The sequence below is a fragment of the Pannonibacter sp. Q-1 genome (assembly GCF_054073275.1).
On record NZ_JBSXNB010000002.1, the window covers coordinates 586,115 to 611,232 of the forward strand.

Sequence of the window (25,118 nt, forward strand, 5' to 3'; positions counted from 1 at the left end):
GTTTCTCCTAATATTCCACCCCCGCCTGCGGCTTCACGCCGGAGCGGAAGGGGTGTTTCACCTGCTCCATCTCGGTGACGAGATCGGCCACCTCGATCAGCTCATCCTTGGCGTTGCGGCCGGTGATGACGACATGGACGTCTTCCGGCTTCTCATCCTTCAGAAACGCCACCACCTCGGCAATGTCGAGATAATCGTAGCGCAGCACGATGTTCAACTCGTCGCAGAGCACCATCCGGTAGTCACCGCTGGTGATCATCTCCTTGGCCGCATCCCAGGCTTCCTGCGCCGCGGCGATGTCGCGCTGGCGGTCCTGCGTTTCCCAGGTGAAGCCCTCACCCATGCGCTTGACGGTGACGAGATCGGCAAAGCGCTCCAGCGCATGGGTTTCGCCCGTGTCGAGGCGGCCCTTGACGAACTGCACCACACCGACCCGGTGGCCATGACCGAGGGAGCGGAACACCATGCCGAAGCCTGCGGTGGACTTGCCCTTGCCCTTGCCGGTGTGGACGATGGTCAGACCCTTCTCGATGGTCTTGGTGGCCATGATCTTGTCGCGCGCCGCCTTCTTCTTGCGCATCTTCTCGGCATGGCGGGCGTTCAGGTCTTCTTCGGTCTGAATCTCGGTGTCGGTCTCGGTCACGGCGGTCAGGCCCTCATGGCTTGGGATGTGAGCTGGCTGGAGAGGCCAGCATGGACGGAGTTGCGGCGCGGCGTCCAGAGCCCGCGCCGGATCGCTTCGTCAAAACGCTGGAGAATGTCCTCATAGGCGGCAGGATTGGCACGGGCCAGAAACTCCCGCACGGCGGCATCCTCGATATAGGCGGTGTAAAGCTGATCGAAATGATGCTCGCGCACTGCCCTTGTCGTCGCGGCGAAGGCAAAGAGATAATCCAGCGTCGCGGCGATCTCGAAGGCGCCCTTGTAGCCGTGGCGCATGACCCCGGCGATCCACTTCGGGTTCGCCGCCCGGCCGCGCACCACGCGGGAAATCTCCTCCGACAGCGCCCGCACCACCGGCCGCTCGGGCCGCGAATGATCGGTGTGATAGCTGACGGGCGCCTCCCCCGTCAGCGCCTCGACCGTTGCCGCAAGCCCGCCCTCGAACTGGTAGTAGTCGTCGCTGTCGAGCAGGTCATGCTCGCGGTTGTCCTGATTGTGCAGCACCAGATCGACGCCGCGCAGGCGCGTCTCGAAGCGCTCGCGCACCGACTCGCCTTTCGCCCCGCCGCCGTAGGCATAGGAGCCCCAGGCGAGGAAGGCATCGGCGAAATCCTGACGCCCCTGCCAGATCCCCTCATCCATCAGCGCCTGAAGACCGGCACCATAGGCGCCCGGCATGGAGCCGAACACACGGATGGAAGCCTCGGCAAAGGCATCGTCCCGGGCAAGGCCCCTCGCCTGCAGCTCCGCCCGCTCGGCCCGCACCCGCGCCGCCATCGGATTGGCGCTTTCCGGCTCGTCGAGCGCCGCCACCGCCCGCACCGCACTGGTGAACAGGTCCATCTGATGCGGGAAGGCATCGCGGAAGAAACCGGAGATGCGCAGCGTCACGTCGATGCGCGGACGGCGCAGCTCCGACAGGGGGATGATTTCAAAGCCGGTGACACGGCCCGAGCCCGGCTCCCACACCGGCCTTGCGCCGATCAGCGCCAGCGCCTGCGCAATGTCGTCACCACCGGTGCGCATGTTGGCCGTGCCCCAGCAGGTCAGCACCAGCGCCTTGGGCCACTCGCCCTCATCCTGAAAGTAGCGCAGCGCCACTTCCGCCGCCGAAGCCTGACCCAGCCGCCAGGCAATCTCGGTCGGTACGGCGCGCACATCGACCGAATAGAAATTCCGTCCCGTCGGCAGCACATCCGGCCGCCCCCGCGTCGGCGCGCCGGAAGGGCCCGGCGGCACGAAACGGCCATCCAGCGCCGCCAGAACCGCCGCTGTTTCCGCAGATCCGGAGGCGGCGACGGCAGGCCTCAAAGTGGATTCAATCTCCTGAAGAACAGACGATGTTGCAGCCAGTTCCGGACATTTCATTTCCCCGGAGACAAGCCTGACCGCCAGAAGCTCCAACCGCTCCACCGTGTCACCACAAGAGCGCCACAGGGCATCGGACACGCCCGCCAGAAGCTCCGGCTTCAGCCCGGCCCAGGGCATTGAGAAATCGCAGGACAGCGGATCGAACTCCGGCACATCGGCAAGCAGATCACGCGCCAGCGCCCGGATCAGGCTTTCATCCTGAGGCCTGCTTCCACGCGGCACGCGCACCAGCGCCACCAGCAGATCATGCAACAGCCGCCCTTGCGGGCTCTCGCCCAGCACATGCAACCCGTCGCGGATCTGCAATTCCTTGAGGTCACACAGATGCGCATCCAGCCGCGCCAGACGGGTCGTCTCGCACATGTCCGGCGTCAGGCCGATATCCGCATCAAGCCCGTGAACGGAGGCAAGCTCCAGAATGTCCCGCGTCAGCACCTTCTGCCGGCGCGGATCGACGCCGCTGGCGAGGTAATATTCGTCGAGCAGATTTTCCATTTCATTGGCAACGCCATAATTTTCGGCCCGCGTCAGTGGCGGCGTCAGGTGATCGACAATAACGGCGGAAGCCCGGCGCTTGGCCTGCATGCCCTCACCCGGATCATTGACAATGAAAGGATAGATGTTCGGTACCGGTCCCAGCACCGCTTCCGGGTAGCATTCTTCGGACAGCGCCAGCGCCTTGCCCGGCAGCCATTCCAGATTGCCATGCTTGCCGAGATGGACGACGGCATCGATACCGGCCACCTCGCGCAGCCAGATATAAAAGGCAAAGTAGTTGTGCGGCGGCACCAGATCCGGATCGTGATAGGTCGCCTTGGGGTCGATGTTATAACCGCGTGCGGGCTGAATGCCGGCATAGACGCTGCCAAAGCGGGTCAGCGGCAGTTCGAAAGCGCCATCGCGCACAGCCGGATCATTCTCCGGCCCGCCCCAGCGCGCGGTCACCTGCGCCTGCACCGCCTCTGGCAGGGACGCAAAGGCCTTGCGGTAATCCGCAAGCGCAAAGCGCACATCCACCCGGCGCCCGGCGCGCCCATGGATATCATTGGTCACGCCCGCCGTCAGATGGGCCATCAGCATTTCAGAAGTAACCGGCGCATCAACTGGGACGTCATAACCCGCATCCCGCAGGTCCGCGATCAGCGCCGCGCAGGAGGCGGGCGTATCCAGCCCCACACCATTGGCAATGCGCCCGTCGCTGTTGGGATAATTCGCCAGCACCAGCGCGACCTTGCGCGCGGCAGCGGGCTTGCCGCCCAGCTTCGCCCAGTTTGCCGCAAGAGCGGCCACATAGGCCATGCGGCTCTCTTCGGGCCTGAAGAGCACGGGGCGGAACTGGGTGGCGGGATCAAGGATGCCTTCTTCCTTGAAGGAGACCGCCCGCGTCATCAACCGCCCGTCCAGCTCCGGCAGCACCACATGCATGGCCAGATCGCGCACGGAAAGGCCCTGCGTGCTATCGGCCCAGCCCGCACGGGACGAAGAGGAGAACACCACCTGCAGCACCGGGCGGCCCGGCGCATCCAGCGGCGACGGCTGATGCACGCGTCCGCCACTGGAAACGGCAAAGGCCGTCGCATTCAGCACCACGGCAGGCGGCAGCGCCTCGAACAGGGCCGACAGCACCGCAGCCGATTCCGCATCCTTCAGCGAGGCTACGAAGACGGGCAGCACGTTGAGCCCCTGCCCCTCCAGATGACGGCAGAGCGCCTCGGCAGGCGCCGTCTCGCCCGCCTGCACCAGCGCCCGGTAGAAGACCAGCGCCGCCACCGGCCTTGCCGGATCTGCGAAGCGGGCCGTCAGGTCATCGAGCCCCGGTGCGGTGTGGCCGGGCAGGAAGATGCCCGCACGCGGCAGCGGCGCAGGCAGAGGCGGTTCCTGATCCTTGCCAATGAGATGAGCGCAAAACCTCAGCGCATTGCGGTAATTCTCTGCGCCGCCTTCAATGCAGTAGCGCCAAAGCCGCCGCACGGCGTCCACCGGCACGGTGGAGAGAGCGGCCAGATCCTCATCCCACTTGTCGCAGCCCGCAAAGACGGCCAGCTGCAGCCCGCTGCGGTTGACTTCCTCCCGCAGCCGGTCCAGCCCATAGGACCAGTAGCCCGCCCCGCCCAGCAGCCGCAGCACAACAAGCTTTGAACCGGCCAGCGTCTTTTCCGCATAGAGATCGACGGAATAGGGATGGGTCAGCGCCAGAATGCTGGCCAGCCGCAGTGACACCTCCCCGCCAAGGGAGGCATGCGCGGCGGCAAAAGCCGAGAGTTCCGTATCGGCCGCCGACAGGAACACCAGATCCGCCGGGTCCTGCGCGAGGTCCACGGCATCGCCGCCGTCATCAATTCGCCGGGTTTGACTTGCGAGGATATGCATCTGGCACGCCTTCAATAGGCTCAGACTGGGTGTGCCTGTCCCCGCGTCCCGCCCCTTGCGCTTGATGCGTCAGGAGCGGGGCGGCGGGGGTCCACACCGCGAAGGATCAGGCCGCGCGGCCTGCCTGCAGGGAAGCGAGTGCGTCCGTGACGGCGGCGAGATCCAGCCCCTTGAGGCCGATCACCACCAGCTTGCCGGGCGCCTTGGCGCCAGCGGCAAACCAGGCCTCGACACGCGGCCCAACCGCCTGCACCAGCGCAGGCGCGGCCTTGCCGGAGACCGTCACCGCGCCCTTGATGCGCAGCACGCCCTTCAGCGCCATCGCCTGCTTCACCACCGCCTCAACGTCCTTCAGCGAGGCAAACTCGGGCGCTGTGACCACGTAGCTCTCGAAGTCGTCGTGATGGTGATCATGATCATCATGGTCATGGTCATGGTCATGGTCATGGTCATGGTCATCATCGTGATCGTGGTCATCATCATGATGGTGGTGATGATGCGCACGGCGGGCAGCCAGATCATCCTCGGCAGCAGAGGAGCGGCCCAGCAGCACGTCGATGGGCAGCGAGCCCTTTTCAGCGGCAATGATCTCCACCCCGGCGCGGACATCTTCGGCGATATGCTCACGGATATGCTCCAATGCGTGGTCATCCACCAGATCAGCCTTGTTCAGCACCACCAGATCGGCGCAGGCGAGCTGATCGTGGAAAAGCTCTTCAACCGGATTGTCATGATCCAGCGTTTCGTCGGCAGTGCGCTGCGCGGCAAGGGCTTCCTCGTCCAGCACGATCCGCCCTTCGGCGAGAGCTGCCGCATCCAGCACGGTGACAACACCATCCACCGTCACCCGCGTCTTGACGCTGGGCCAGGTGAAGGCCCGCACCAGCGGCTGGGGCAGCGCGAGGCCCGAGGTCTCGATGACGATGTGATCCGGCGGCGTCTCGCGTGCCAGCAGCATTTCCATCGCAGGCAGGAAATCATCGGCCACGGTGCAGCAGATGCAGCCGTTGGTCAGCTCCACCACATCATCGGCAGAGCAGGAAGGGTCGGCGCAGCCATCCAGCAGCGAGCCGTCAAAACCCATGTCGCCGAACTCGTTGACGATCAGCGCAATACGCCGCCCCCCCGCGTTGGTCAGGAGATTGCGGATGAGGGTCGTCTTGCCCGCGCCCAGAAAGCCGGTGATGATGGTGGCCGGGATCTTGGCCACGGCAGGGGTCTGAAAATCGGTCATAGGGAGATATCCGGTTGGGAGGAAGGCTTGAGCACGAGCGGCAGACCGGCGGCCACGAAGACCACCCGGGTGCAGACGGCAGCAAGCTCCTGATTGAGACGGCCCTGCGCATCGCGGAACTGACGCGCCATGGCGTTGTCCGGCACGATGCCGAGGCCCACTTCATTCGAAACGAAAACAACAGGCGCAGGCAGATTGGGCACAAGCGCGCAAAGCGCCTGCGTGGCGGCAGCAAGGTCTGCCCCGGCCATCATCAGATTGGTGAGCCAGAGCGTCAGGCAATCGACCAGCACCGCCCGTCCGGGCAGGGCTTCGCGCCGGAGCACGTCCGTCAGATCCGCGCCGATGCCGCCCTTATCCTCGATGGTGCGCCAGTCCGCCCCGCGGCGGGCGCGGTGCAGGCCGATGCGGGCTTCCATTTCCCCGTCCCATGCGGCGGATGTCGCCACATAGACAGGCTCAAGCCCGCTTCCGAGGATCAGCTGCTCTGCATATCTGCTTTTGCCGGAGCGTGCGCCCCCCGTCACCAGAACGGAAGATGCGGCCCCCAGCCCTTCAGCCTGCGCCATGGTCAACGGCTGGCTTGCGGCATGGCAGCGTCGGGCTCTCTTGCGGACGCGCGGGCGCAATGCGCCCTGCCATCCGCCCGGTCTGGGGGAGTAGAAATCATGTCAGGTCCTCCGGTCCGCCCACCCGGCGGCCTTGGGGTTGCACCACATCAGGCCGGTCTCCTGGCTCGCGGGTCTTCACCTTGCCGCGCCTTCCCGCAAGGACTTCCTTGCAGTGGCATGAGGCGGCAAGATTCTCCGCTGACAGTTGCGGGGGCAGCTGCGGCTTTGGAGCCCCGGATTGAGTCGCTCCGCACCGCATTCCCGTTTCATCCCCTTGGGCTTGGCCCGCCGGGGAACCTGATCCTCTCCTTGTAACGGCTTGGCGGCACCTCAGCAAGGACGCCCTTTGGGCACCTCTGCGGCGCAATCGCCGCCCCCTTATCCCGGGCAATGGGTGCAAGCACCGGCACGGATGGGTTATCCACTGGCCCAAGCCGTTGAAAGACCGCAGATTTCCGCCAAAGCCGCCCCTGTGGAAAACTTTCTTGAAGAAAGGGCTTGGCAAATGCTCAAGGCCTTTGTTATACGCCTCTCACCGACGGCGGCGCACACAGCCGCCACCGCAAAGGGCACTGCCCTTCTGGTGATCCGCGATAGCTCAGTTGGTAGAGCGTTCGACTGTTAATCGAATGGTCGCAGGTTCGAGTCCTGCTCGCGGAGCCAACCTTTTCTCTTCCCTGGATAAAATCCAAGGCTTGCCAGCAACGGCAAGGCTTTTTGCGTTTGTGCGGCAGACTGCGCCTCACGCGGGCTTGCGGTGGAGCAGCCAGAGGAAATACGGCCCGCCGATGAAGGAGGCGAGGATGCCGGCGGGGATCTCGTAGGGAAAATCGAGCGTGCGGCCCAGCCAGTCGGCGCTGACCATCAGCGCTGCGCCGATCGCTGTAGCACAGACGATCCGCAGCAGCGCACGCCCCGGCGCCACAGAGGCCGCAATATGGGGCGCGATCAGGCCGATGAAGCTCAACGGGCCGGTGATCAGCGTTGCGGCGGCCGTCAGCAGGGCCGAGAACGCCAGAAGCACGGTGCGCGAGCGGCGGGGCGAAAGGCCCAGCGCGCGGGCTGTTGTGTCGCCCAGCGGCAGAATGTCGAGCCAACGCCCCATCAGCGGCAGCACCAGCAGCACAACGAGCAGGATGCCGGAAGCGGCAAGGGCCGTCAGTCCGGCGGCGCGGTAGGTCGGCCCCATGGACCAGGCCAGCACGAAGACCGCGCGCGGATCACCGCTGGCCAGAATGAAGGATATGAGCGCGGCGGCAAACGTGCCGATGGCAATCCCGGCCAGCAGCACCGGCCCCGGTGCGTGGCCGGACTTGCGGGTGATGGCCAGCACGAAGAGGAAGGCGAGCACCGCCCCGCCCGCTCCGCCCCCCAGCAGCAGGAGCGGAGAGAAGGAGCCGGTCAAAAGCAGCACCCCGGTGATGCCGAGCCCTGCCCCGGAACTGACGCCCAGCCCCTCGGGACTGGCGAGCGGATTGCCGGTCATCGCCTGAATGAGCCCGCCTGCCAGCGCCAGCATGGCCCCGGCGGCAGCAGATGCCAGCACCCGCGGCCAGCGCCCTGCCACCATCTCTCCGGCTGACAGGGCGCCCGGATGCAGCTGGCTGGTGAGGGAAAAGACCGTGAGCGCGGCAAGACAGGCCAGAGCCAGCAGCAGGACGAGGCGCTGACGGCTGGCGGCCGGAACGGATGGCGCCGGCATGTGTGAACCGCCGATGCGGGTGCTCGCAGGCATGCGGCGCAGGAGCACCAGCAGCAGAACGGCTCCGGCCATCGCCGTGGCTGTTCCCGTGGGCACTTCGGCAATCATGCCGGACAGCGCCAGCACCATGCTGTCGGCAAGCAGCAGCAGCGCCGCGCCGATGATGGGCGCAGAGACAAAACGCCCGGCAAAACTCCGGACACCGGCAAGTGCCGCCAGATGCGGCGCGGCAAGGCCAACGAAGGCAATCACGCCTACCCGCACCACCACCAGCGCGGAGAGACAGCAGGCCAGCGACAGGGCAACAAGCCGGATCGTGCGGATGGAGAGGCCCAGGCTGCGGGCGCTGGCATCATCGAGCCCGGCAACCGTCAGCGGCCTGAGCAGCAGCGCCAGCAGCGGTACGCAGACCGCAAGCCTGACGGACAGGGCCGAGGCATCGGAAAAATCATTCTGCACCAGCGAGCCGCTGGCCCAGATGAAGACCGAGCGCAGGTATTCATGCTGGAACAGGGCCAGCACAACGGAAGCCGATCCGGCAAAGAAGCTGACGATCATGCCGCACAAGAGCAGGGTCACCGGCGAAAAACCGTGCCGGGAGGCAAGCATCCCCACCAGCGCCAGTGCAGCAAAGCCGCCCGCCAGCCCCGCCGCCTCGCGCTGCCACATGGCGAGTGCGGGCACGAGCAGCGTTGCCGCCATGATGCCAAGCTGTGCACCGGAAAGAAGACCAAGGGTTGCCGGTTCCGCCAGCGGGTTCTTCAGTACCTGCTGAAACACCACTCCCGCCAGCGCCAGGGCGGCCCCGGCCAGCACCGCCACAGCAAGGCGCGGCAGCAGCGCATAATGCAGATAGATTTCCCCGAAGACAGCCGGGTCCGGATCAAGCAGCGCCGCGCCCAGCGCAGACAGGGGCACATGGGCGCTGTAGGACAAAAGGGTCAGGACGGCGGCAGGCACCAGCAGCGCCGCAAGAAGCAAGGGAAGACGAAGCGTCATGAGGTCTGCAGGGCCTTGGTGACAATACCGGCAAAACGCAGGGCGGACGGCAAAGCTCCGAAGACCCAGACCGGTGGAATGCTGACAACGCGCCCTGCCCGCACCGCCGGGATGGCCCGCCACAACCCGCTGGCGGCGAGCGCTTCCGGCGGACCAGGCTCGATGATGACGATGCGTGCTTCCGGGTTGGCGGCAATCGCGTCGAGGCCTGCGGTCGAGAAGCCCCAATGACTGCCGCTGTGCTGCCAGGCGGATGGCAGGCCGAGACGGCCCAGCACGTCATGAAAGAGACTGCCGGGGCCGTAGATATCGGCGAGCCGGTCACTGGCGAATTTCAGGATCAGCAGAGGGCGGCCATCATAGGACTGAAGCTCGTTCCGCAAGGCTGTGAACTGGAACTCGGCCTGTTCCAGATAGGCGCGCCCCGCTTCCTGAAGCTGCAGGCGGGCGGCAATCGCCTCAAGTCCCTCTTCAGCCCGTTTCAGCGGCTGGCGCTCCGGCGTGTAAAGCGGCAGGGACAGCACGGGCGCCACAGGCTCCAGCATGGCCGCCGGAACGCCATAGCCGGTCTGGGTGACAATCAGGTCCGGCCGGAAGACCCTGAGCTGTTCCATATTGGGCCAGGAGCGCAGGCCCAGATCCATGGTGCCCTCCGCCAGCGCCGGGCTGACGACACGCGCGCCATAGAGCGGGGCTTCCGCCACCGCGGCAGGTGCCACGCCCAGCGCCAGCAACGTTTCGGCCCAGGCCCAGTCCAGCACGGCGATGCGCGGCAGCTCCTCCCCTGCCCGGCCGGTCCGGCCCTGAAACGGCAGGGAGGCAAACCCAAGCAACGCGGCGGCAAATTGCCGCCGCGTCAGAGCATTGGTTCCAGATGTCCTCCGCTCCGGCATTACCAGCTGTATTTCAGCGTGGCATAGACCGTGCGGCCCTCGCCCCAGTAGCAGCCCGTCGTGCTGAGACAAGTGGAGACATACTTCTTGTCGAAGATGTTGCTGACATTGAGCGAGGTCTTCAGCCCGGCGAGCTTCGGATCCACCTTGCCGAAGTCATAGCGCAGCGCCGCATCAAACAGGGTGTAGTCCGGCACATCGAAGGCGTTGGCGTTGTCGCCGAATGTCTGCCCCATGTAGCGGGCGCCGCCGCCGAAGCTGAGCCCGCCCCAGACCTGATCGGACTGGACGGTGTAGTCCAGCCAGAGCGATGCCTGGTGCTCGGGCACGAAGGCCAGACGCTTGCCCTTGTTGCTGGTGCCGCTGGAGGTGGCATTGTCGCGGGTGATCTCGCTGTCCGTATAGGCATAGGAACCCGTGAGCGAAAGGCCGGAGGCGAGCTCGGCCTTGCCTTCCAGCTCGATGCCGCGCATGCGCACCTCACCGGTCTGCACGCGGAAGCTCGTGTTGACCGGATCAGGCGTGAGCACGTTCTGCTGCGTCAGCTGATAGACCGACAGGGTGATGAAGCTGTTCATGCCATTGGGCTGGAACTTGATACCAGCTTCGAACTGTTCACCCGTGGTCGGGTTGAAGGGTGAACCGCTGCGGTCCGTGCCGCTAGCCGGGTTGAACGAGGTGGAGTAGCTGGCATAGGGCGACAGGCCATTGTCGAAATTGTAGACGAGGCCCGCCCGCCAGGTGAACTTGCCGTCCTGCTGGTTCACCGGGGTGTTGGTTGTGGCTGTCCGGGTGCGCGTGTCAGTGTTGGCCCAGTCATAGCGCCCGCCCAGCGACAGGACGAAGTTGTTCCACTCGATCTGGTCCTGCGCATAAAGCCCTGCCTGCGAGCGCTGCTGGTCGATCCAGGTCGCCGTCGCAGGGCGGGAGATGCTGGTTGCCCCATAGACCGGATTATAGGCGTTGAAGGGCGTATAGATCACCGAAAGCGCCGATTCTTCAAACGAGCTGTCCTCGAAGGAGTAATCGAAGCCGAACAGCATCGTGTGCTTCGCACTGCCGGTGCTGAACCGCGCAATGGCGTTGTTGTCGACCGTGAAGAGGTTCGAGGTTTCCGGGAAGGCCCAGGCATAGCGCAGCAGCGAGGATGGGTTGCAGCTGGCCGCAGACAGGCAGAAGGCCTGCACGCGCTGTGTATCGGTATCGACGAAGCCATAGCGCAGGTTCTGCCTGAACGACCATGTGTCGTTGAACTCATGGCTGAATTCATAGCCGATGAAGGCCTGCTCGTTTTCGAACTTGTCATAGCCCGGTTCGCCGACGAAGGCGTTGCGCGGCAGGGCGGAATAGGTGCCGGTGTACAGCGTGCCATTGGCAGGCAGAGCCGGAGCACCGCCGCCGCCGGGGGAGTCGATCTTCTGGTATTCGCCCAGGACCGTCAGTGTCGTGGCATCGAACAGCTTGAAGGTGAAGGACGGGGCGATGTAGCCCTTCTTCTCTTCCACGTGGTCATACTGGGTGTCGCTGAGGCGCCCCACGCCGACGATGCGGTAGAGCACGGCACCGTCCTGATCGAGCTTTCCGCCAAAATCGAAGGCGGTCTGGAACCGGTTGTGGCTGCCATATTGCAGCTCGACTTCCCGGATTTCCTCGTTCCGGGGCCGCTTGCTGACCATGTTCAGCATGCCGCCGGGCTGGCCCTGACCATAGAGAACCGAGGCAGGCCCCTTCAGCACTTCGGCGCGCTCCAGCCCATAGGGCTCGATCCTCGGCTGGGAATAGCCGCGTGCACCGAAAGGCAGGCGCAGGCCGTCCTTGTAGCGCCCCGGCGTGAAGCCACGCACCGTCAGCCAGTCATGGCGCACATCCGTATCGGCGTACTGAGCGACAACGCCCGGCGTGTAGCGCATCGCCTGCGTGATGGTCGCAGCGCCCTTCTCCGCCATCTCGTCACGGGTCACGACATTGACGGCTTGCGGCGTGTCCCTGAGTGACGTTCCGGTCTTGGTCGCCGTCGCGCTCTGGGTGGCGACGATGCCATTGACCGGGCCCCAGGCATTTTCGCCCTCGATGGTCACCGTCTGCAGCTGTGTCGCGCCATCCACCGTGGCGCCCGTGGCAGCGGCTGCGGCCGGATCAACAATGGTCACCGTGTTGGCGGCGGTAAAGCGGTAGGACAGGCCGGTTCCAGCCAAAATCCGGTTGAGCGCTTCGGAGGGCGTCAGCGTGCCGGAAACGCCCGGCGACGTCTTTCCCTGCACGAGAGCTGCCGGATAGAGCACCTGCAGATTGGAGCGGTCGCCAAAACGGGAAATCGCCGTGCCCAGCGGGCCTGCCGGAACGGAGTAACTGACAGTGGCCGCCTGCTGCGCCGCTGCCGGGCCGGTGTAGATCACACTTGCGGTGAAAACCGCCGTTGACGCCAGAAGCGCCAACCCCAAACCGCTCATCCGCGCTGCCCGCGCCCCGGATGCCCTTTGCCCAAACTGCTTTGCCATGACCCCTGTCCAACTCTTGCATTTGCATTTTGTCCGGGCGCGAACGCACCCGTCTGATGCAAGGACGGTTTCAAAGGCCAGACACCTCACCCCCAAAGTGGAAAATAATTATCAGGTTTCTTTTCCCGCTGTGTCCACCCGGTCAGACCGGGTGCAACACGACCAGCCAGGGCGAGATCTGGAAGCTTCTCACCGGCAGCGTCTGGCGGATCGCCTCCAGAACGCCGTCCGGATTGCGGATGTCGAAGATGCCGCTGACACGCATGTTCAGAAGGCGGCTGTCCGTCACCCGGATCGTGCCGGAGCGGTAACGGTTCACATCTGCCAGCACCTGCCGCAGCGGCCTGTCTTCAAAGATCAGCTTGCCGCGCCGCCAGGCGATTTCCGCTTCCATGTCGACGGGCCGGATCTGGCCCAGATGCACATCGTCATAGGTGACAAGCTCGCCCGCCTTCACGACGGTATCCGACTTGTCCGGCCCAACCACCGAAACGGCGCTTTCCTCCACCGAAACCGTGACAGCACCGCTCCATTCATGAACAACGAAACGGGTGCCCAGTGCGGTTGTGGAACCGGCGGCCGCCAGCACGGTAAAGGGGCGGCCGGGATCTTTGGCCACATCGAAGAAGGCGCGCCCGCGCAGCAGACGGATGCTGCGAAGGGTATCGCTGAAATCCAGCGCAATGGCGGTATCTGCATCAAGGTCCACCCGGCTGCCGTCCTCAAGCATCAGGCTGCGCTGTTCGCCGGTGCCGGTGAAGTGATCGCTCGTCAGGAAGTCCGGCGGACCGGCAACCGCCACCACACCGGCGGCAGCCAGCGCTGCGGCACCGGCGAACAGGAACGCACGGCGCGAGGCAAAGCCCTTCCGGGCGGAGGCCGGAACCATGGCCCCGGACATGTCCAAGGCCTCGCGCGGATCCGCAATCCGGCCGAGATCCTGCCAGATGCCGCCGAGCCGCGCATATTCGGCCCGGTGCAGCGGATCGGCGGCCATCCAGCTTGCATGGCCGGCGCGGTCCCCCTCTCCCGCGTCACCGGAGTTGAGACGGACGAACCAGCTCAGAGCCTCATCGCGAGCTCTCTGCTGTCTGTCTGTATTCGTTGAACCCATCATGGCCACCGGCTGTTTCCCCGTGCGCGGCCGCACGGCACGCCCTTGCGCGCATATCCTTCCCATAGACGGATTCGGTAGCGCCTCACCTCACCCATATCGCGCATCTTTTTGCCGGATTCAGTCAATGAGTGTACCCATCCGGTCGCGCAGATGCGCAAGCGCCTTCATGATCAGCTTCTCGACAGCACTTTTCGTGATGCCCAGTTCAGCGGCAATCTGCGTGTGGGTCAGACCATCGAACTTGTGCATCAGGAGCACCTGCTTCTGGCGCGGCGGCAGCTCAGCTATGGCTTCCTGCAGGCGCACGAGGCGCTGGCGGTAGTCGGTGATCTGCTCCGGCGAAGCGCTGTCATCCACGGCAGCGGCCAGTTCCTCGCTGGGCGCATAGCCCACCGCAGAGCGCTGCCCGCGCAGCCGGTCGGTTGCAACATTGTTCGCCATGCGGAAGAGATAGGACCGCGGATTGCGGATGTCGCTCTCGGCGGGAATCGCTTCAAGCCGCAGATAGGTATCCTGCATCACATCCTGCGGATCGAGATCACGGCCGAAGCGGCGCGAGAGATGGCGCGACAGCTCCGTGTAACTGGACACGAAGCAGTCAAGCATACTCTTCTTCTTGTCTTCGGCCATGCAGGAACCAATCGGGGCAGGAACCAGTCAGGAGCTTCGCCGCTCACGCACAGGCCCGAACGGACAGAAATCTCTCACGGCAGCGTTTGGGGTTATTCCCGCTGCCGTGTTCCGTCTTTAGCAAAAGTCTACTTTAAAAATCCAGTTTTATAAGCAGCTGCATGGGAACTGTTGAGCAGACCTGCCGGGAAAGCCCGCAAGGCCGGTTTTCAGCCCCTTCAGCCATCCTTCCGCTGCGTTTCTGCCCCCTGCCCTGCGGCCTGCAGGATCCGCGCGCGCAGCCAGCGCAGGGCCGGGTCCCTGTCGCGGCTCTTGTGCCAGATCTGAACGTAAGGCACGGGCGGCAGCGGAATGGGCGCCGGCAGAATGATCAGATGATCGTCCAGAACAAGGTCCCGCAGGCTGCCTCTGGCGACCGTGAGAATGAGGTCCGTACCCGCGATCAGCTCCGGTGCGACGCCCCAGTGCGGCAGCACCAGCGCCAGCCGGCGGGTGTGGCCGGAACGGGCCAGCGTTTCGTCCACCTCGTTGATGGTGTCATCACGCATGGCGACCATGGCATGAGGCCGCGAGAAATATGCCGCAGCATCTAACGGCTTTCCCTCCAGCGTCCGCCGGTCCAGCAGGCAGGCATAGTCATCGTTGATGATCAGCTCCGACCTGACCTGCGGCGGCAGAACGGGAAACACCCCGAGCCCGAGATCCAGATCACCATCGCAGACACCAGCCGCCATGGCTTCACGGCTGAACTGGCTGATCGCAAGATCGATGCCCGGCGCATGCTGCCGCAGATCGCGCACCAGATGCGGCAGCAGCATGGCCCCGCCATAATCCGACATGGACAGGCGGAACCGGTGGCGGGTGCCTTGCGGGTCGAAACCCTGCGGCCCCAGCACGCCGCGCACCCCGGCCAGCGCATCGGCCAACGGCTGGGCGATTTCCAGCGCCCGGATGGTCGGAACAAGGCCGCCGCCCTGGCGCACCAGCAGCGGATCCCCCAGCAGCTCCCGCAACCGCGCAAGGGCGTGGCTGACGGCGGGCTGGCTCATGTTCAGCCGGGCGGCGGCGCGCGAAACATGGCGCTCCGTCAGAAGCGCATCCAGCACCACCAGAAGATTGAGATCAACCGACCTCAGATTATGCAGCTGATGCATGTCTATCCGCCTGATACGAATTTCACATTCGCAAGGACTATATCTAAACCGGGGCCGAAGTTCATCAGAAAGGACAGTCCGATGCAGTTTCCAGCCCCCTTCACCCTTCTTGGCGCCGCCCTTCTGGCAGGGGCAGTCGTCCCCTTCCAGGCCGGAGCCAATGCCGCGATGGGCCGTGCCCTCGGCCATCCCCTCTGGGCCACGGTGGTATCGCTTGGTGTGAGCATGCTCTGCGTCATTCCGGTGATGCTGGCCATGAAGGTTCCGTTCCCCAGCCTTGGCAACCTTGCCGGACAGCCCAAATGGATCTGGACCGGCGGCCTTGCCGGGGTCATCTACATCACGGCCGCAATTCTGGTTGCACCGAAACTTGGGGCCGCCGGTTTCATGACCGCCGTGATTGCCGGGCAGCTCGCCGCCTCGCTTCTGGTCGATGCCTATGGTCTCATGGGCTTCAGCGCCCGCGATATTTCGCCCTCGCGCCTCATCGGCATCCTGCTCGTGGTGGCCGGAGTTGCGCTGATACAGAGTACCTCTTTCCTGAAGGTCACGCCTGTATCCGGCAGCGGAAGCTGACACAGAAGAGCGGCCGCAATCACCGGGTACTCACCTGAGGCTTAGTATGAACGCGTTCAATAAAAATTCAGTCAACATGGTTTTCCGATTGACCACCTACCGGCCCAACTGTAAACGCGTTTATTGAACTAATTCATTAAACGCGATCAGGTAACATCATGCCAAGACCCGCAATGACTGATGAAGAGCTTGCTGCCGTTCAGGCCCGCATTCTGGCTGAAACCGCACGCATCGTTGCTGCCGAGGGCTATGCCGCCCTGTCCATGCGCAAGCTGGCCGAAGGCCTCAACCTGACGGCAGGAGCGCTCTACCGCTACTTCCCGACGAAGCAGCATCTGATGATCGCCTATTGCTCCAGTGCAATCGAGACGCTGAACGAGCGGACCTTTGCCATTCATGGCATGGACCTTCCCTCGGTCGAAATCCTGCGCAAACTGATCATGGCCTATTCAGAATTTGCCCTGGAAGATACCGACAGGTTCCGGCTCATGTTCCTTGATCTGGAGATGAGCCACCAGATGGAAATCGCCTTTGCTGACGATAAGCTGACCGGCTACGAACTGCTGAAAGCACGGATGGCGATCGCAATGGAGGAGGGAGCCATCCGCCGCATGGATCCGGGCCATGCAACCCATCTCCTTTGGAGTGCGGTGCATGGTGCCGTCGTGCTGCTGCTCAACGTGAAGGACCTGGATCTTGGCGATCCGTGCAGCCTGATCCGTGATGCAGCCGAGATGGCCCTGCGCGGCCTTGCCCCGGACAGCGCAGGTGCCGAAACCCGCGAGACACGGGCAGCCTGACGCCATCAGGGCCTGGCTGCGGCACTGCGGTCAGATCTTGTAGTACTCACGGTACCATTTCACGAATTTTGCCACGCCTTCGCGCACGCCCGTGCGGGGGCGGTAGCCGGTGAGCGTCTGCAACAGGCTGGCATCGGCCCAGGTGGCGGGCACATCACCGGCCTGCATCGGCATCAGCTTGCGCTCCGCCGTGCGGCCGGTCGCCTCCTCAATGGCGGCGATGAACTCGGTCAACTGCACGCTTTCCGAATTGCCGATGTTGACGACGCGCCAGGGAGCGACCGGCGACAGGCTGTCGCCTTCCGGAACGCCTGCGCCCTCTTCGGGCCGCACCGGGGCTGCATCGATCAGGAGGCGGATACCCTCCACCAGATCCTCCACATAGGTGAAGTCCCGGCTCATGTCGCCGTAGTTATAGACCTCGATCGGATTGCCTTCGAGGATCGACTTGGTGAACTTGAACAGCGCCATGTCCGGGCGCCCCCAGGGGCCATAGACCGTGAAGAAACGGAACATGGTGATGGGCGTGCCATAGAGATGGGCATAGGAATGAGCCATCACCTCGCAGGCCTTCTTGGTCGCCGCATAGAATGACATCTGGTGATCGGCCTTCACCGTCTCCTGAAACGGCATGTCCGTGTTGGCGCCATAGGCCGAAGAGGTGGAGGCGATCAGCAGGTGCTGCGGCGGAAAGGCTCTCGCGGCTTCCAGCATCTCGAATGTGCCGGCAATGTTGCTGTCGAGATAGGAGCGCGGCGCCTCGATGGAGTAACGCACACCCGCCTGGGCGGCCAGATGCACGACAACATCCGGGCGGTTGGCCTCGAACAGCGAGCGCACCAGGTCCCCATCCTCGACGCGGCCTGTGACGGCGGTGAAGTGCTCGTTCTGCAGCAGCATCTGGTGACGGCGCTCCTTGAGCCGCACGTCGTAGTAATCCGTCATGGCATCGAGGCCAATAACGCGGAACCCCTCTTCCAGCAGCCGGGTGCAGAGAAAATATCCGATGAAGCCGGCCGAACCCGTCACGAGCGCAGTACGCATGATTGAAACCCTTTGAAGAAAAAGCTGAAAGCAGCAGCAAAATATGCAGCGCCGGAGCCGTCATAGCATCCGGACAGCCCAGAGCCAAGGATTAGCACCGCCGGACCGGCCAGTCCAAAAGCAGAAAGCGCCAGCCTTGCAGCCAGCGCTTTCCGTAGTGTTCAATTCCCTTGCCCGGTCAGGCGACGGCGCGGGCCAGTGCGCAGCGCGACCACAGGGCATTCAGCGCGCCGACCAGATGGTCGATATCGGCATCCGAATGGAACGGCGTCGGCGTGATGCGCAGCCGCTCGGTGCCCTTCGGCACGGTCGGGTAATTGATCGGCTGGACATAGATGCCGTAGTTGTCGAGCAGGATGTCCGAGATCCACTTGCACTTGGACGCATTGCCGACCATCACCGGAACGATGTGGCTGGGATTGTCCATATGCGGGATGCCGCGGCGGTCCAGCAGGCTGCGCAGACGGGCCACGCGGTCCTGATGCGCCTCACGCTCGGCCGTGCTCTGCTTCAGATGACGGATCGAAGCCGTGGCGCCAGCGGCCAGTGACGGCGGCAGCGCGGTGGTGAAGATGAAGCCGGACGCGAAGGAGCGCACGAAGTCGCAGAGCTGGCGCGAGCCGGTGATATAACCGCCCATCACGCCAAAGGCCTTGCCAAGCGTGCCTTCGATCACCGTCAGACGGTCCATCAGACCTTCGCGCTCGGCAATGCCGCCGCCGCGCGGGCCGTAGAGACCGACCGCATGCACCTCATCCAGATAGGTCATCGCGCCATAGCGCTCGGCCACGTCGCAGATTTCCTTGATGGGGGCGATGTCGCCGTCCATCGAATAGACGCTCTCGAAGGCAACGAGCTTGGGGGCCGCCGGATCATCGGCGGCAAGCTTGCGCTCCAGATCTTCCGGGCTGTTGTGCTTCCACACGCGCTTTTCGGCGCGGCTGTGGCGGATGCCCTCGATCATCGAGGCATGGTTCAGCGCATCGGAATAAACGATGCAGCCGGGGATCTTCGAGGCCAGCGTACCGAGGGCTGCCCAGTTGGACACATAGCCCGAGGTGAAGATGAGCGCCGATTCCTTGCCATGCAGATCTGCGAGCTCATGTTCAAGCTGGACATGGTAGTGGTTGGTGCCCGAGATGTTGCGTGTGCCGCCAGCGCCCGCACCGCAGCTGTCGATCGCATCCTTCATGGCGGTAACCACATCCGGATGCTGGCCCATGCCAAGATAATCGTTGGAGCACCACACGGTCACTTCGTGGGTGGAGCCATCTTCGCGGAAACGGGTCGCCTTGGGAAACTCGCCTGAATGACGCTTCAGATCAGCGAATACGCGATAGTTGCCGTCCTCCCGCAAGCCGTCCAGCGCCTGCGCAAAGAAGCTCTCGAAGTCCATGGCGTATTCCCTCTTCTTCTCAAGCAGACGCATTCCACGTCCGCCATTGGCGTCCTGCAAGCCCTTGTGTCCGGAGCCGGTCATCATCTGGCCAGCCCTCCCAGGCGGATCTGATAAGGGGAAGTTGCCCCGCCCCACTCACGCGTCCTGTGATCCGAAGCCTGACAGCCTCGAGACCTTGCACCATGTAGCGCAAGGTAGCGCCCTAACACATAGTTTAAAATGCCGCAGGCTGTCATTATTCTAATTCCGGGTTACAGAATTCTTTTTAGGAGAAGAGCCCGGCCGGTCAACTCTGAGACACCTGCCCCGCCGCCCTCTCTTCCGGCGATTGTTCCGGAACCTTAGCCTCCCGCCCGCGTTAACACTTTGATCTGGGACAAGCCGGGCATCACGGCAAGTTGATGCTCACGTCTTTTCCCGGCCAGAAATAACAGCACCGCTGAAAACAGGAGCAAAATCAAGGAACTGAGCCAGACCGGAAGCATGAAGCCCCGGCCGCAGCCAATCAGGAAAGATCAGAAACCACGTCATTTTGTGATTCGGATAACATCTATCTTAAGGGAAATGGCGTAATAATGGCTGCATCACAGCAACCGGATGAGCAAGGCACCTGTCAAAAAGACGAGGTGTACTTCAGACCTTAAAAAACCGGTGCCGTGATCTGTGTTCAGACGTGACTGTCATGCCGAGGGAGGCAAAAATGACGCATCGTCTCATGAAGAAAGCCATCATTCCGGCAGTTGCCATCATGCTTTCTGCCGCCCCGCTCGCGCTTGCCGCCCCCAAGTCGGAACGGCATCTGCTGCCCGAGGACAACCTCTCCGTCACGCTCGCCAGCCTTGGCGCCGGGCCTGCGGCCGGTGAGGACACCTCCATCTGGGTTGGACCGGTCGACATTCAGGGCCGCAAGGTCATCTGGGTCGAACTGATCGACTCCGAGGGCGAAGTCATCTACGCGTCAGAAGTCGCGCAGAACGAAACCCATCTCCTTCCCGATGGCCGCGCCATCGTCGTGAGCCCGCTCAATGCGCCGGAAGGCACGCTTGCCGTGGCCAAGGACGAATCGCGTGTCCCTTCGGAAACCGGCCAGATGATCACCCGCCGCGTGGTGGATGATGAGGAAGGCAAGACTGCCGTCGAACTGGTCCAGACACCGCCGCAGCAGCCGTCCATTCTGCTGCAGCTGGCAAAGGCCGGCGAATCCGTGTGGCACGGCATCGTTGCCTTCTTCCAGGGCGCAGCCGACTCGGTCCGCGTTGCCTGGAACTGGATCGTGGATACGGTTGCCGTCTGATACCAACGCCCAATGAGCTTGTTTCATTGAAGATTGGTCACGTCCCTGCGCGCAGGGGCAAGCCTTCGCGTCATGCGCCAGCATCGCCAGATCTGGCGTGAGGGCTGAGGTCAGCCACTGGCCCTGCCGGATCCTCTCCGGCAGGCAGCATGATCAGAACAGCGGCGGCTTGGGCCGCGGGGCGGGTACGGTGCCCATTGCACCCTCAGCTTGTTCGCCGGTGCCTGCCGCGCCGCCGCCGAGTGTGTCTGCGCCCTCTTCCACCACAGTGACCGGGGGACCGGAATAGCCGGCCGGAGGCGGCACGGTGGAGGTCTGGCGGCAGTCGGTCAGCCACACGTCATAGACAGCATGCTCGACGCCATGCAGGCCCGGGCTTGCGGCAAACATCCAGCCGGAAAAGATCCGCTGGATCTCGTTGTTCAGCGTCACTTCATCCACCTGCACGAAGGCCGTGGTCAGCGGATTTTCGGTCTGCGGCCGGGTGTGACAGACGCGCGGCGTCACCTGAAGCGCGCCGAACTGCACCGTCTCGCCGATATAGACATCAAAAGACGTGATGCGCCCGGTGATCTTGTCGAGCCCGGAGAAGACAGCCACCGGGTTCTCGATGACATCCGCGCGGGCGGGCACAGCGGCAAGGGCGCAGACAAGGGCGCCAGCAAGGGCTGTGCCGAAGACCGGCTTGCTCTTCATCCTGTTGATTTGCCGCATGATTGTCCCTGGCAAGTCCCTGAGTTTGGCGGGCGTAACACCCGATTGCGGCTGCCGGAAGGCAAGCCCTTGCGCGGCAACGGTTTCAGCCGCCGCGCAAGACTGTTTATCAGCCCAGCGACGCCAGACGGCTGACGGCCGTCTGCACCTGCGTCTTGCGGGCGGAAAGCTCGGCCAGCTTCTCGCGCTCGCCCTCGACAACCTCTTCCTTTGCCTTCTCGACAAAAGCCGGGTTGGAGAGCTTCTTCTCGATGCGGCCGATCTCGTCCTCGAGCTTGCCGAGCTCCTTGGCAAGACGCGCCTTTTCGGCGCCAAGATCAATCACACCGGCCAGCGGCAGGCAGACCGTGGCATCGCCCACAATGATCTGTGCCGCGCCCTTCGGCAGCTCGTCCGCCAGCGTCAGGTTTTCGGCGCGGGCAAGGCGCAGGATGGCGGCCTCGTGGGTCTTCACCCTCGCAACCGTCACATCGCCTGCACCGACCATCACCACCGGGATCTGCGCACCGGCCGGAACGTTCATTTCCGAGCGCACGGAGCGGATTTCGGAGATGAGGCCGACGAGCCAGTTGATCTCTTCGGCGGCCGCCGCATCGGCCAGCGCGGGAGCCGGCCAGCGGGTCAGCATCAGGATCTGGTCCGGAGCACCGGTTTCCTCGCCGAGACGCGCCCACAGCTCTTCGGTCAGGAAGGGCATGAAGGGGTGGAGGATCTTCAGGATCTCGTCCAGCGTCCAGGCTGCGGTCGCGCGGATTTCCGCCTTGGCGGCTTCATCCGTGCCGTTGAACACGGGCTTGGCCAGCTCCAGGAACCAGTCGCAATAAGTGTTCCAGACAAAACGGTAGACGCCATTGGCCGCATCGTTGAAGCGGTAGGCCTCCAGTGCCTCGCGCACTTCCTCGGCGCAGCGGCCGACTTCCGTGGCGATCCAGCGGTTGAGCGTATGGCTGGCGCGGGCCGGATCGAACCCGGCGACGCGCTTGCAGCCGTTCATCTCGGCAAAGCGGGCCGCATTCCACAGCTTGGTGGCAAAGTTGCGGTAGCCGCCGACACGGCTGGTGGCCAGCTTGATGTCACGGCCCTGCGCTGCCATGGCCGCCAGCGTGAAGCGCAGCGCATCGGCGCCGAACTCGTCGATCAGCTGCAGCGGGTCGATGACGTTGCCCTTGGACTTCGACATCTTCTGCCCCTTCTCGTCACGGACGAGGGCATGGATGTAGACGGTCTCGAAAGGCTCGGTCTTCATGAAGTGCAGCGACATCATCATCATGCGGGCGACCCAGAAGAAGATGATGTCGAAGCCGGTGATCAGCACTGACGTCGGGAAGTAGCGGGCCAGTTCCGGCGTCTTGTCCGGCCAGCCGAGCGTCGAGAATGGCCACAGCGCAGACGAGAACCAGGTGTCGAGCACGTCCTCGTCGCGGTAGAGCAGAACGCTCTCCCCTGCCCCGGCTTCCCAGGCGGCCAGCGCCTGTTCCATGGCCGCCATTTCAACCGGCTTGCCATAATGGGCAGCGGCTGCCTTCAGCGCTTCGGCTTCCGTCTTCTCGACGAAGATCTTGCCATCGGGACCATACCAGGCCGGGATCTGATGGCCCCACCACAGCTGGCGCGAGATACACCAGGGCTGGATGTTCTCCATCCACTCGTAATAGGTCTTGTCCCAGTTGGACGGCACGAACTTGGTGCGGCCCTCGCGGACGGAGGCAATCGCAGGCTTGGCCAGCGTCGCGGCATCCACGTACCACTGATCGGTCAGCATCGGCTCGATCGGCACGCCGCCACGGTCGCCATGCGGCACCATGTGGGTGTGATCCTCGATGCGATCCAGCAGCCCCTGCTCCTCCATCTGCGCGACAAGCGCCTTGCGTACGGCAAAGCGGTCCTGCCCGTGGAAGGCGGCGATGGTGGCATCCAGCATCTCAGACGCCGGCACACCGGCGAGGAATTCGGCATTCTCGGCCAGAATGACCCGTGCCTCACGGTCGAGAACCGAAATCATCGGCAGATCGTTGCGCTTGCCGACCTCGAAATCGTTGAAGTCATGCGCCGGGGTGATCTTGACTGCGCCGGAACCGGCGGTGGGATCGGCATAGTCATCACCCACGATCGGCACGCGGCGGCCGACCAGCGGCAGGATGATGTGCTTGCCGATCAGGTCCTTGTAGCGCGGATCTTCCGGGTTCACGGCAACGGCGGTGTCGCCCAGCATGGTTTCCGGACGGGTGGTGGCCACAACGATGTAATCGCGGGTCTCATATTCCGTCGCATTGCCTTCGTCATCGAAGGCCACCGGATGCTGATAGGTGGCACCGCCTTCCAGCGGATAGCGGAAGTGCCAGAGGTTGCCCTTGATCTCCTGCTGCACGACTTCCAGGTCGGAAATCGCGGTCAGCAGTTTCGGGTCCCAGTTGACGAGACGCTTGTCCTTGTAGATCAGGCCCTCGCGGAAGAGCGACACGAAGACTTCCAGAACGGCAGCCGACAGGCCCTCATCCATGGTGAAGCGCTCGCGGTCCCAGTCACAGGACGCGCCAAGGCGCTTCAGCTGATTGAAGATCATGCCGCCGGATTCGCCCTTCCAGCTCCAGACGCGCTCGATGAAGGCGTCACGGCCCATGTCGCGGCGCGACGGCTCCTTGCGCTCGGCCAGCTGGCGCTCCACCACCATCTGCGTGGCAATGCCTGCGTGATCCATGCCCGGCTGCCACAGCACGTCCTTGCCGCGCATGCGCTCGAAGCGGATGAGGATGTCCTGCAGCGTGTTGTTGAGCGCATGGCCCATGTGCAGGGAGCCCGTCACGTTCGGCGGCGGGATCACGATCGTATAGGACGGGGCGCCATCGGCGGCACCGGCACCGGCGCGCGAGGCTCCGGCCTTTTCCCACATTTCGGTGATCCGCGGCTCGACGGCCGCTGCGTCATAGGTCTTGTCAAGCATGAGGGCTTCTCGGGACTTTCCGTTATCTGGGCCTGTGTAAATCGGATGGCGGGCAGCGAGTCAACATCCTGAGCGGAATGGGGCCTGAAGAGAGGCAGAAATGGCAACGCCGCCCGCAGGCGGCGTTCCGGTCATGCATGGCACATAACAAGCCGCCGCAGATCAGCGCTTGCGTACCACGCGTTCGATTTCCTGGCGAACGAGACGTTCCACCATGACAGGCAGGTTCTGATCCAGCCAGCTCTTCAGCATCGGGCGCAGCATCTCCTTCACCAGATCCTCCAGCGTGCGGGCATTGGCCGACAGGATGGTGCTGGACAGGTTCTCGAAAGCGGCACTGACAGCTGCTCCCGCCATGTCCGAGACAAGCGGCGTTTCCTCGTCCAGCGGATCGAGATTGTCCATGGAAACGGGCGAAAGGCCTTCGGCAGCAGACGAGCGGGCCGGCTGCGGCGCGAGCCTTGGTGCCGGAGCCGGCTCATCCCCGTCTTCCATGAAAGCGATGTCACCGGCGTCATCGTCCATCGTATCGGGCATGCCCTCAACCATGGCGAAGGGGTCGTCTTCCTCTTCTTCCTCGACGGCCAGTTCCTCGGTCAGCTCCAGAACATCTTCATCGGCAAGGTCTTCGTCGGCCTCGAAGGCCGCGATGTCATCATCGATGGCAGCATCGCCGTCATCATCATCATCATCATCGCCCGCCATGTCGAACAGCTTGTCCAGGTCATCCTGCGACATGCCGGCTTCTTCTTCCTCGGGCATTTCATTGACTTGCGGCATTTCGGCTACGAGCTCCGGGGCTGCTGGTGCAGTCTTCTTGGCGGCAGGGGCTTCCTCGTCGGAAATGATCCGGCGAATGGAGGCGAGAATTTCCTCCATCGAGGGTTCCTGTGCCTGACTGGCCTTCGACATGAGTTCCCCCAGAACTGGTTACAAACGCACTGGACCGAAGTTCCAAAAGTTACGATTCGGTTAAGGATATTATGCTGAGTCGCCTGTCAACATCATAGGTCACCAGTTCAGCACAGCCAGCTTATCCCCTTTTAATAGGAAAAACTTGCCGGGTTGACCAGCCTTCTCAATGGAAAACGCGCCCCGGAAGGGCGCG

18 protein-coding genes, 1 tRNA gene, 1 pseudogene and 1 riboswitch are annotated in these 25,118 nt (G+C 63.7%); of the genes and pseudogenes, 4 read left to right on the forward strand and 16 right to left on the reverse strand.

Annotation, left to right across the window (positions count from 1 at the left end; all coding sequences use genetic code 11):
* Positions 1–7: 7 nt before the first annotated feature.
* From cobO to cobU, 4 genes are all read right to left on the reverse strand, one after another.
* The gene (gene cobO / locus ACVNHC_RS06675) at positions 8–643 is read right to left on the reverse strand and encodes a cob(I)yrinic acid a,c-diamide adenosyltransferase (RefSeq protein ID WP_055456822.1); all 636 of its coding nucleotides are present in this window, start codon (positions 641–643) and stop codon (positions 8–10) included.
* Positions 644–648: 5 nt separating this feature from the next.
* The gene (cobN, locus tag ACVNHC_RS06680; RefSeq protein ID WP_457166788.1) at positions 649–4,404 is read right to left on the reverse strand and encodes a cobaltochelatase subunit CobN; all 3,756 of its coding nucleotides are present in this window, start codon (positions 4,402–4,404) and stop codon (positions 649–651) included.
* Between the two features lie 106 nt (positions 4,405–4,510).
* A complete protein-coding gene (gene cobW / locus ACVNHC_RS06685; protein WP_457166789.1) occupies positions 4,511–5,638 on the reverse strand; it encodes a cobalamin biosynthesis protein CobW in 1,128 nt (375 codons plus the stop codon).
* A complete protein-coding gene (cobU, locus tag ACVNHC_RS06690) occupies positions 5,635–6,207 on the reverse strand; it encodes a bifunctional adenosylcobinamide kinase/adenosylcobinamide-phosphate guanylyltransferase (protein WP_457166790.1) in 573 nt (190 codons plus the stop codon). The genes cobW and cobU overlap by 4 nt, the downstream gene beginning before the upstream one ends.
* Before the next feature lie 135 nt (positions 6,208–6,342).
* A riboswitch (cobalamin riboswitch) is annotated at positions 6,343–6,565 on the reverse strand.
* A gap of 271 nt (positions 6,566–6,836) precedes the next feature.
* Here cobU and ACVNHC_RS06695 point away from each other — a divergent pair.
* Positions 6,837–6,912, forward strand: a tRNA-Asn gene (locus tag ACVNHC_RS06695).
* Between the two features lie 79 nt (positions 6,913–6,991).
* Here the strand turns inward: ACVNHC_RS06695 and fhuB are convergent.
* The 6 genes from fhuB to ACVNHC_RS06725 form a co-directional block, all read right to left on the reverse strand.
* Entirely contained in the window at positions 6,992–8,950 is a 1,959-nt protein-coding gene (fhuB, locus tag ACVNHC_RS06700) for a Fe(3+)-hydroxamate ABC transporter permease FhuB (RefSeq protein WP_457166791.1), read from the reverse strand.
* Positions 8,947–9,783, reverse strand: a complete 837-nt coding sequence (locus ACVNHC_RS06705) for an ABC transporter substrate-binding protein (RefSeq protein ID WP_457166792.1) — start codon at positions 9,781–9,783, stop codon at positions 8,947–8,949. The genes fhuB and ACVNHC_RS06705 overlap by 4 nt, the downstream gene beginning before the upstream one ends.
* A 59-nt stretch (positions 9,784–9,842) precedes the next feature.
* Entirely contained in the window at positions 9,843–12,341 is a 2,499-nt protein-coding gene (locus ACVNHC_RS06710) for a TonB-dependent siderophore receptor (protein ID WP_457166793.1), read from the reverse strand.
* Positions 12,342–12,483: 142 nt separating this feature from the next.
* Entirely contained in the window at positions 12,484–13,458 is a 975-nt protein-coding gene (locus ACVNHC_RS06715; RefSeq protein WP_457166794.1) for a FecR family protein, read from the reverse strand.
* A gap of 117 nt (positions 13,459–13,575) precedes the next feature.
* Positions 13,576–14,064 (reverse strand): RNA polymerase sigma factor, encoded by a 489-nt coding sequence (locus tag ACVNHC_RS06720; protein WP_457166795.1) that lies wholly within the window; start codon positions 14,062–14,064, stop codon positions 13,576–13,578.
* A 242-nt stretch (positions 14,065–14,306) separates the two neighbouring features.
* Positions 14,307–15,242, reverse strand: coding sequence for a LysR substrate-binding domain-containing protein (locus ACVNHC_RS06725; protein ID WP_082206113.1), 936 nt, complete (start codon positions 15,240–15,242; stop codon positions 14,307–14,309).
* A gap of 81 nt (positions 15,243–15,323) precedes the next feature.
* Here ACVNHC_RS06725 and ACVNHC_RS06730 point away from each other — a divergent pair, with 81 nt between their 5' ends.
* Entirely contained in the window at positions 15,324–15,818 is a 495-nt protein-coding gene (locus tag ACVNHC_RS06730) for a DMT family transporter (RefSeq protein WP_457166796.1), read from the forward strand.
* Between the two features lie 173 nt (positions 15,819–15,991).
* On the forward strand, positions 15,992–16,618 hold the full coding sequence (locus ACVNHC_RS06735) for a TetR/AcrR family transcriptional regulator (RefSeq protein WP_050474690.1): 627 nt from the start codon (positions 15,992–15,994) through the stop codon (positions 16,616–16,618).
* A 30-nt stretch (positions 16,619–16,648) separates the two neighbouring features.
* Here the strand turns inward: ACVNHC_RS06735 and ACVNHC_RS06740 are convergent, their stop codons facing one another.
* Together ACVNHC_RS06740 and hemA are read right to left on the reverse strand one after the other, a co-directional pair.
* Complete coding sequence (locus tag ACVNHC_RS06740; RefSeq protein ID WP_123194012.1) at positions 16,649–17,662, reverse strand: SDR family NAD(P)-dependent oxidoreductase; 1,014 nt, start codon at positions 17,660–17,662, stop codon at positions 16,649–16,651.
* Positions 17,663–17,840: 178 nt separating this feature from the next.
* The gene (gene hemA, locus ACVNHC_RS06745; RefSeq protein ID WP_050474748.1) at positions 17,841–19,058 is read right to left on the reverse strand and encodes a 5-aminolevulinate synthase; all 1,218 of its coding nucleotides are present in this window, start codon (positions 19,056–19,058) and stop codon (positions 17,841–17,843) included.
* 703 nt (positions 19,059–19,761) lie between these two features.
* Here hemA and ACVNHC_RS06750 point away from each other — a divergent pair.
* Complete coding sequence (locus ACVNHC_RS06750; RefSeq protein ID WP_208977387.1) at positions 19,762–20,355, forward strand: hypothetical protein; 594 nt, start codon at positions 19,762–19,764, stop codon at positions 20,353–20,355.
* 153 nt (positions 20,356–20,508) lie between these two features.
* Here the strand turns inward: ACVNHC_RS06750 and ACVNHC_RS06755 are convergent, their stop codons facing one another.
* The 4 genes and pseudogenes from ACVNHC_RS06755 to ACVNHC_RS06770 all read right to left on the reverse strand — a co-directional run.
* Positions 20,509–21,051 carry a DUF2155 domain-containing protein gene (locus ACVNHC_RS06755; RefSeq protein ID WP_123195633.1) on the reverse strand — a complete coding sequence of 181 codons (543 nt, stop codon included), beginning with the start codon at positions 21,049–21,051 and terminating at the stop codon, positions 20,509–20,511.
* A gap of 127 nt (positions 21,052–21,178) precedes the next feature.
* Positions 21,179–24,010 carry a valine--tRNA ligase gene (locus tag ACVNHC_RS06760; RefSeq protein WP_457166797.1) on the reverse strand — a complete coding sequence of 944 codons (2,832 nt, stop codon included), beginning with the start codon at positions 24,008–24,010 and terminating at the stop codon, positions 21,179–21,181.
* Between the two features lie 162 nt (positions 24,011–24,172).
* A complete protein-coding gene (locus ACVNHC_RS06765; protein WP_457166923.1) occupies positions 24,173–24,790 on the reverse strand; it encodes a PopZ family protein in 618 nt (205 codons plus the stop codon).
* A gap of 42 nt (positions 24,791–24,832) precedes the next feature.
* Positions 24,833–24,922: pseudogene (locus tag ACVNHC_RS06770) on the reverse strand (PopZ family protein); the annotation flags it as partial.
* Between the last annotated feature and the right edge of the window lie 196 nt (positions 24,923–25,118).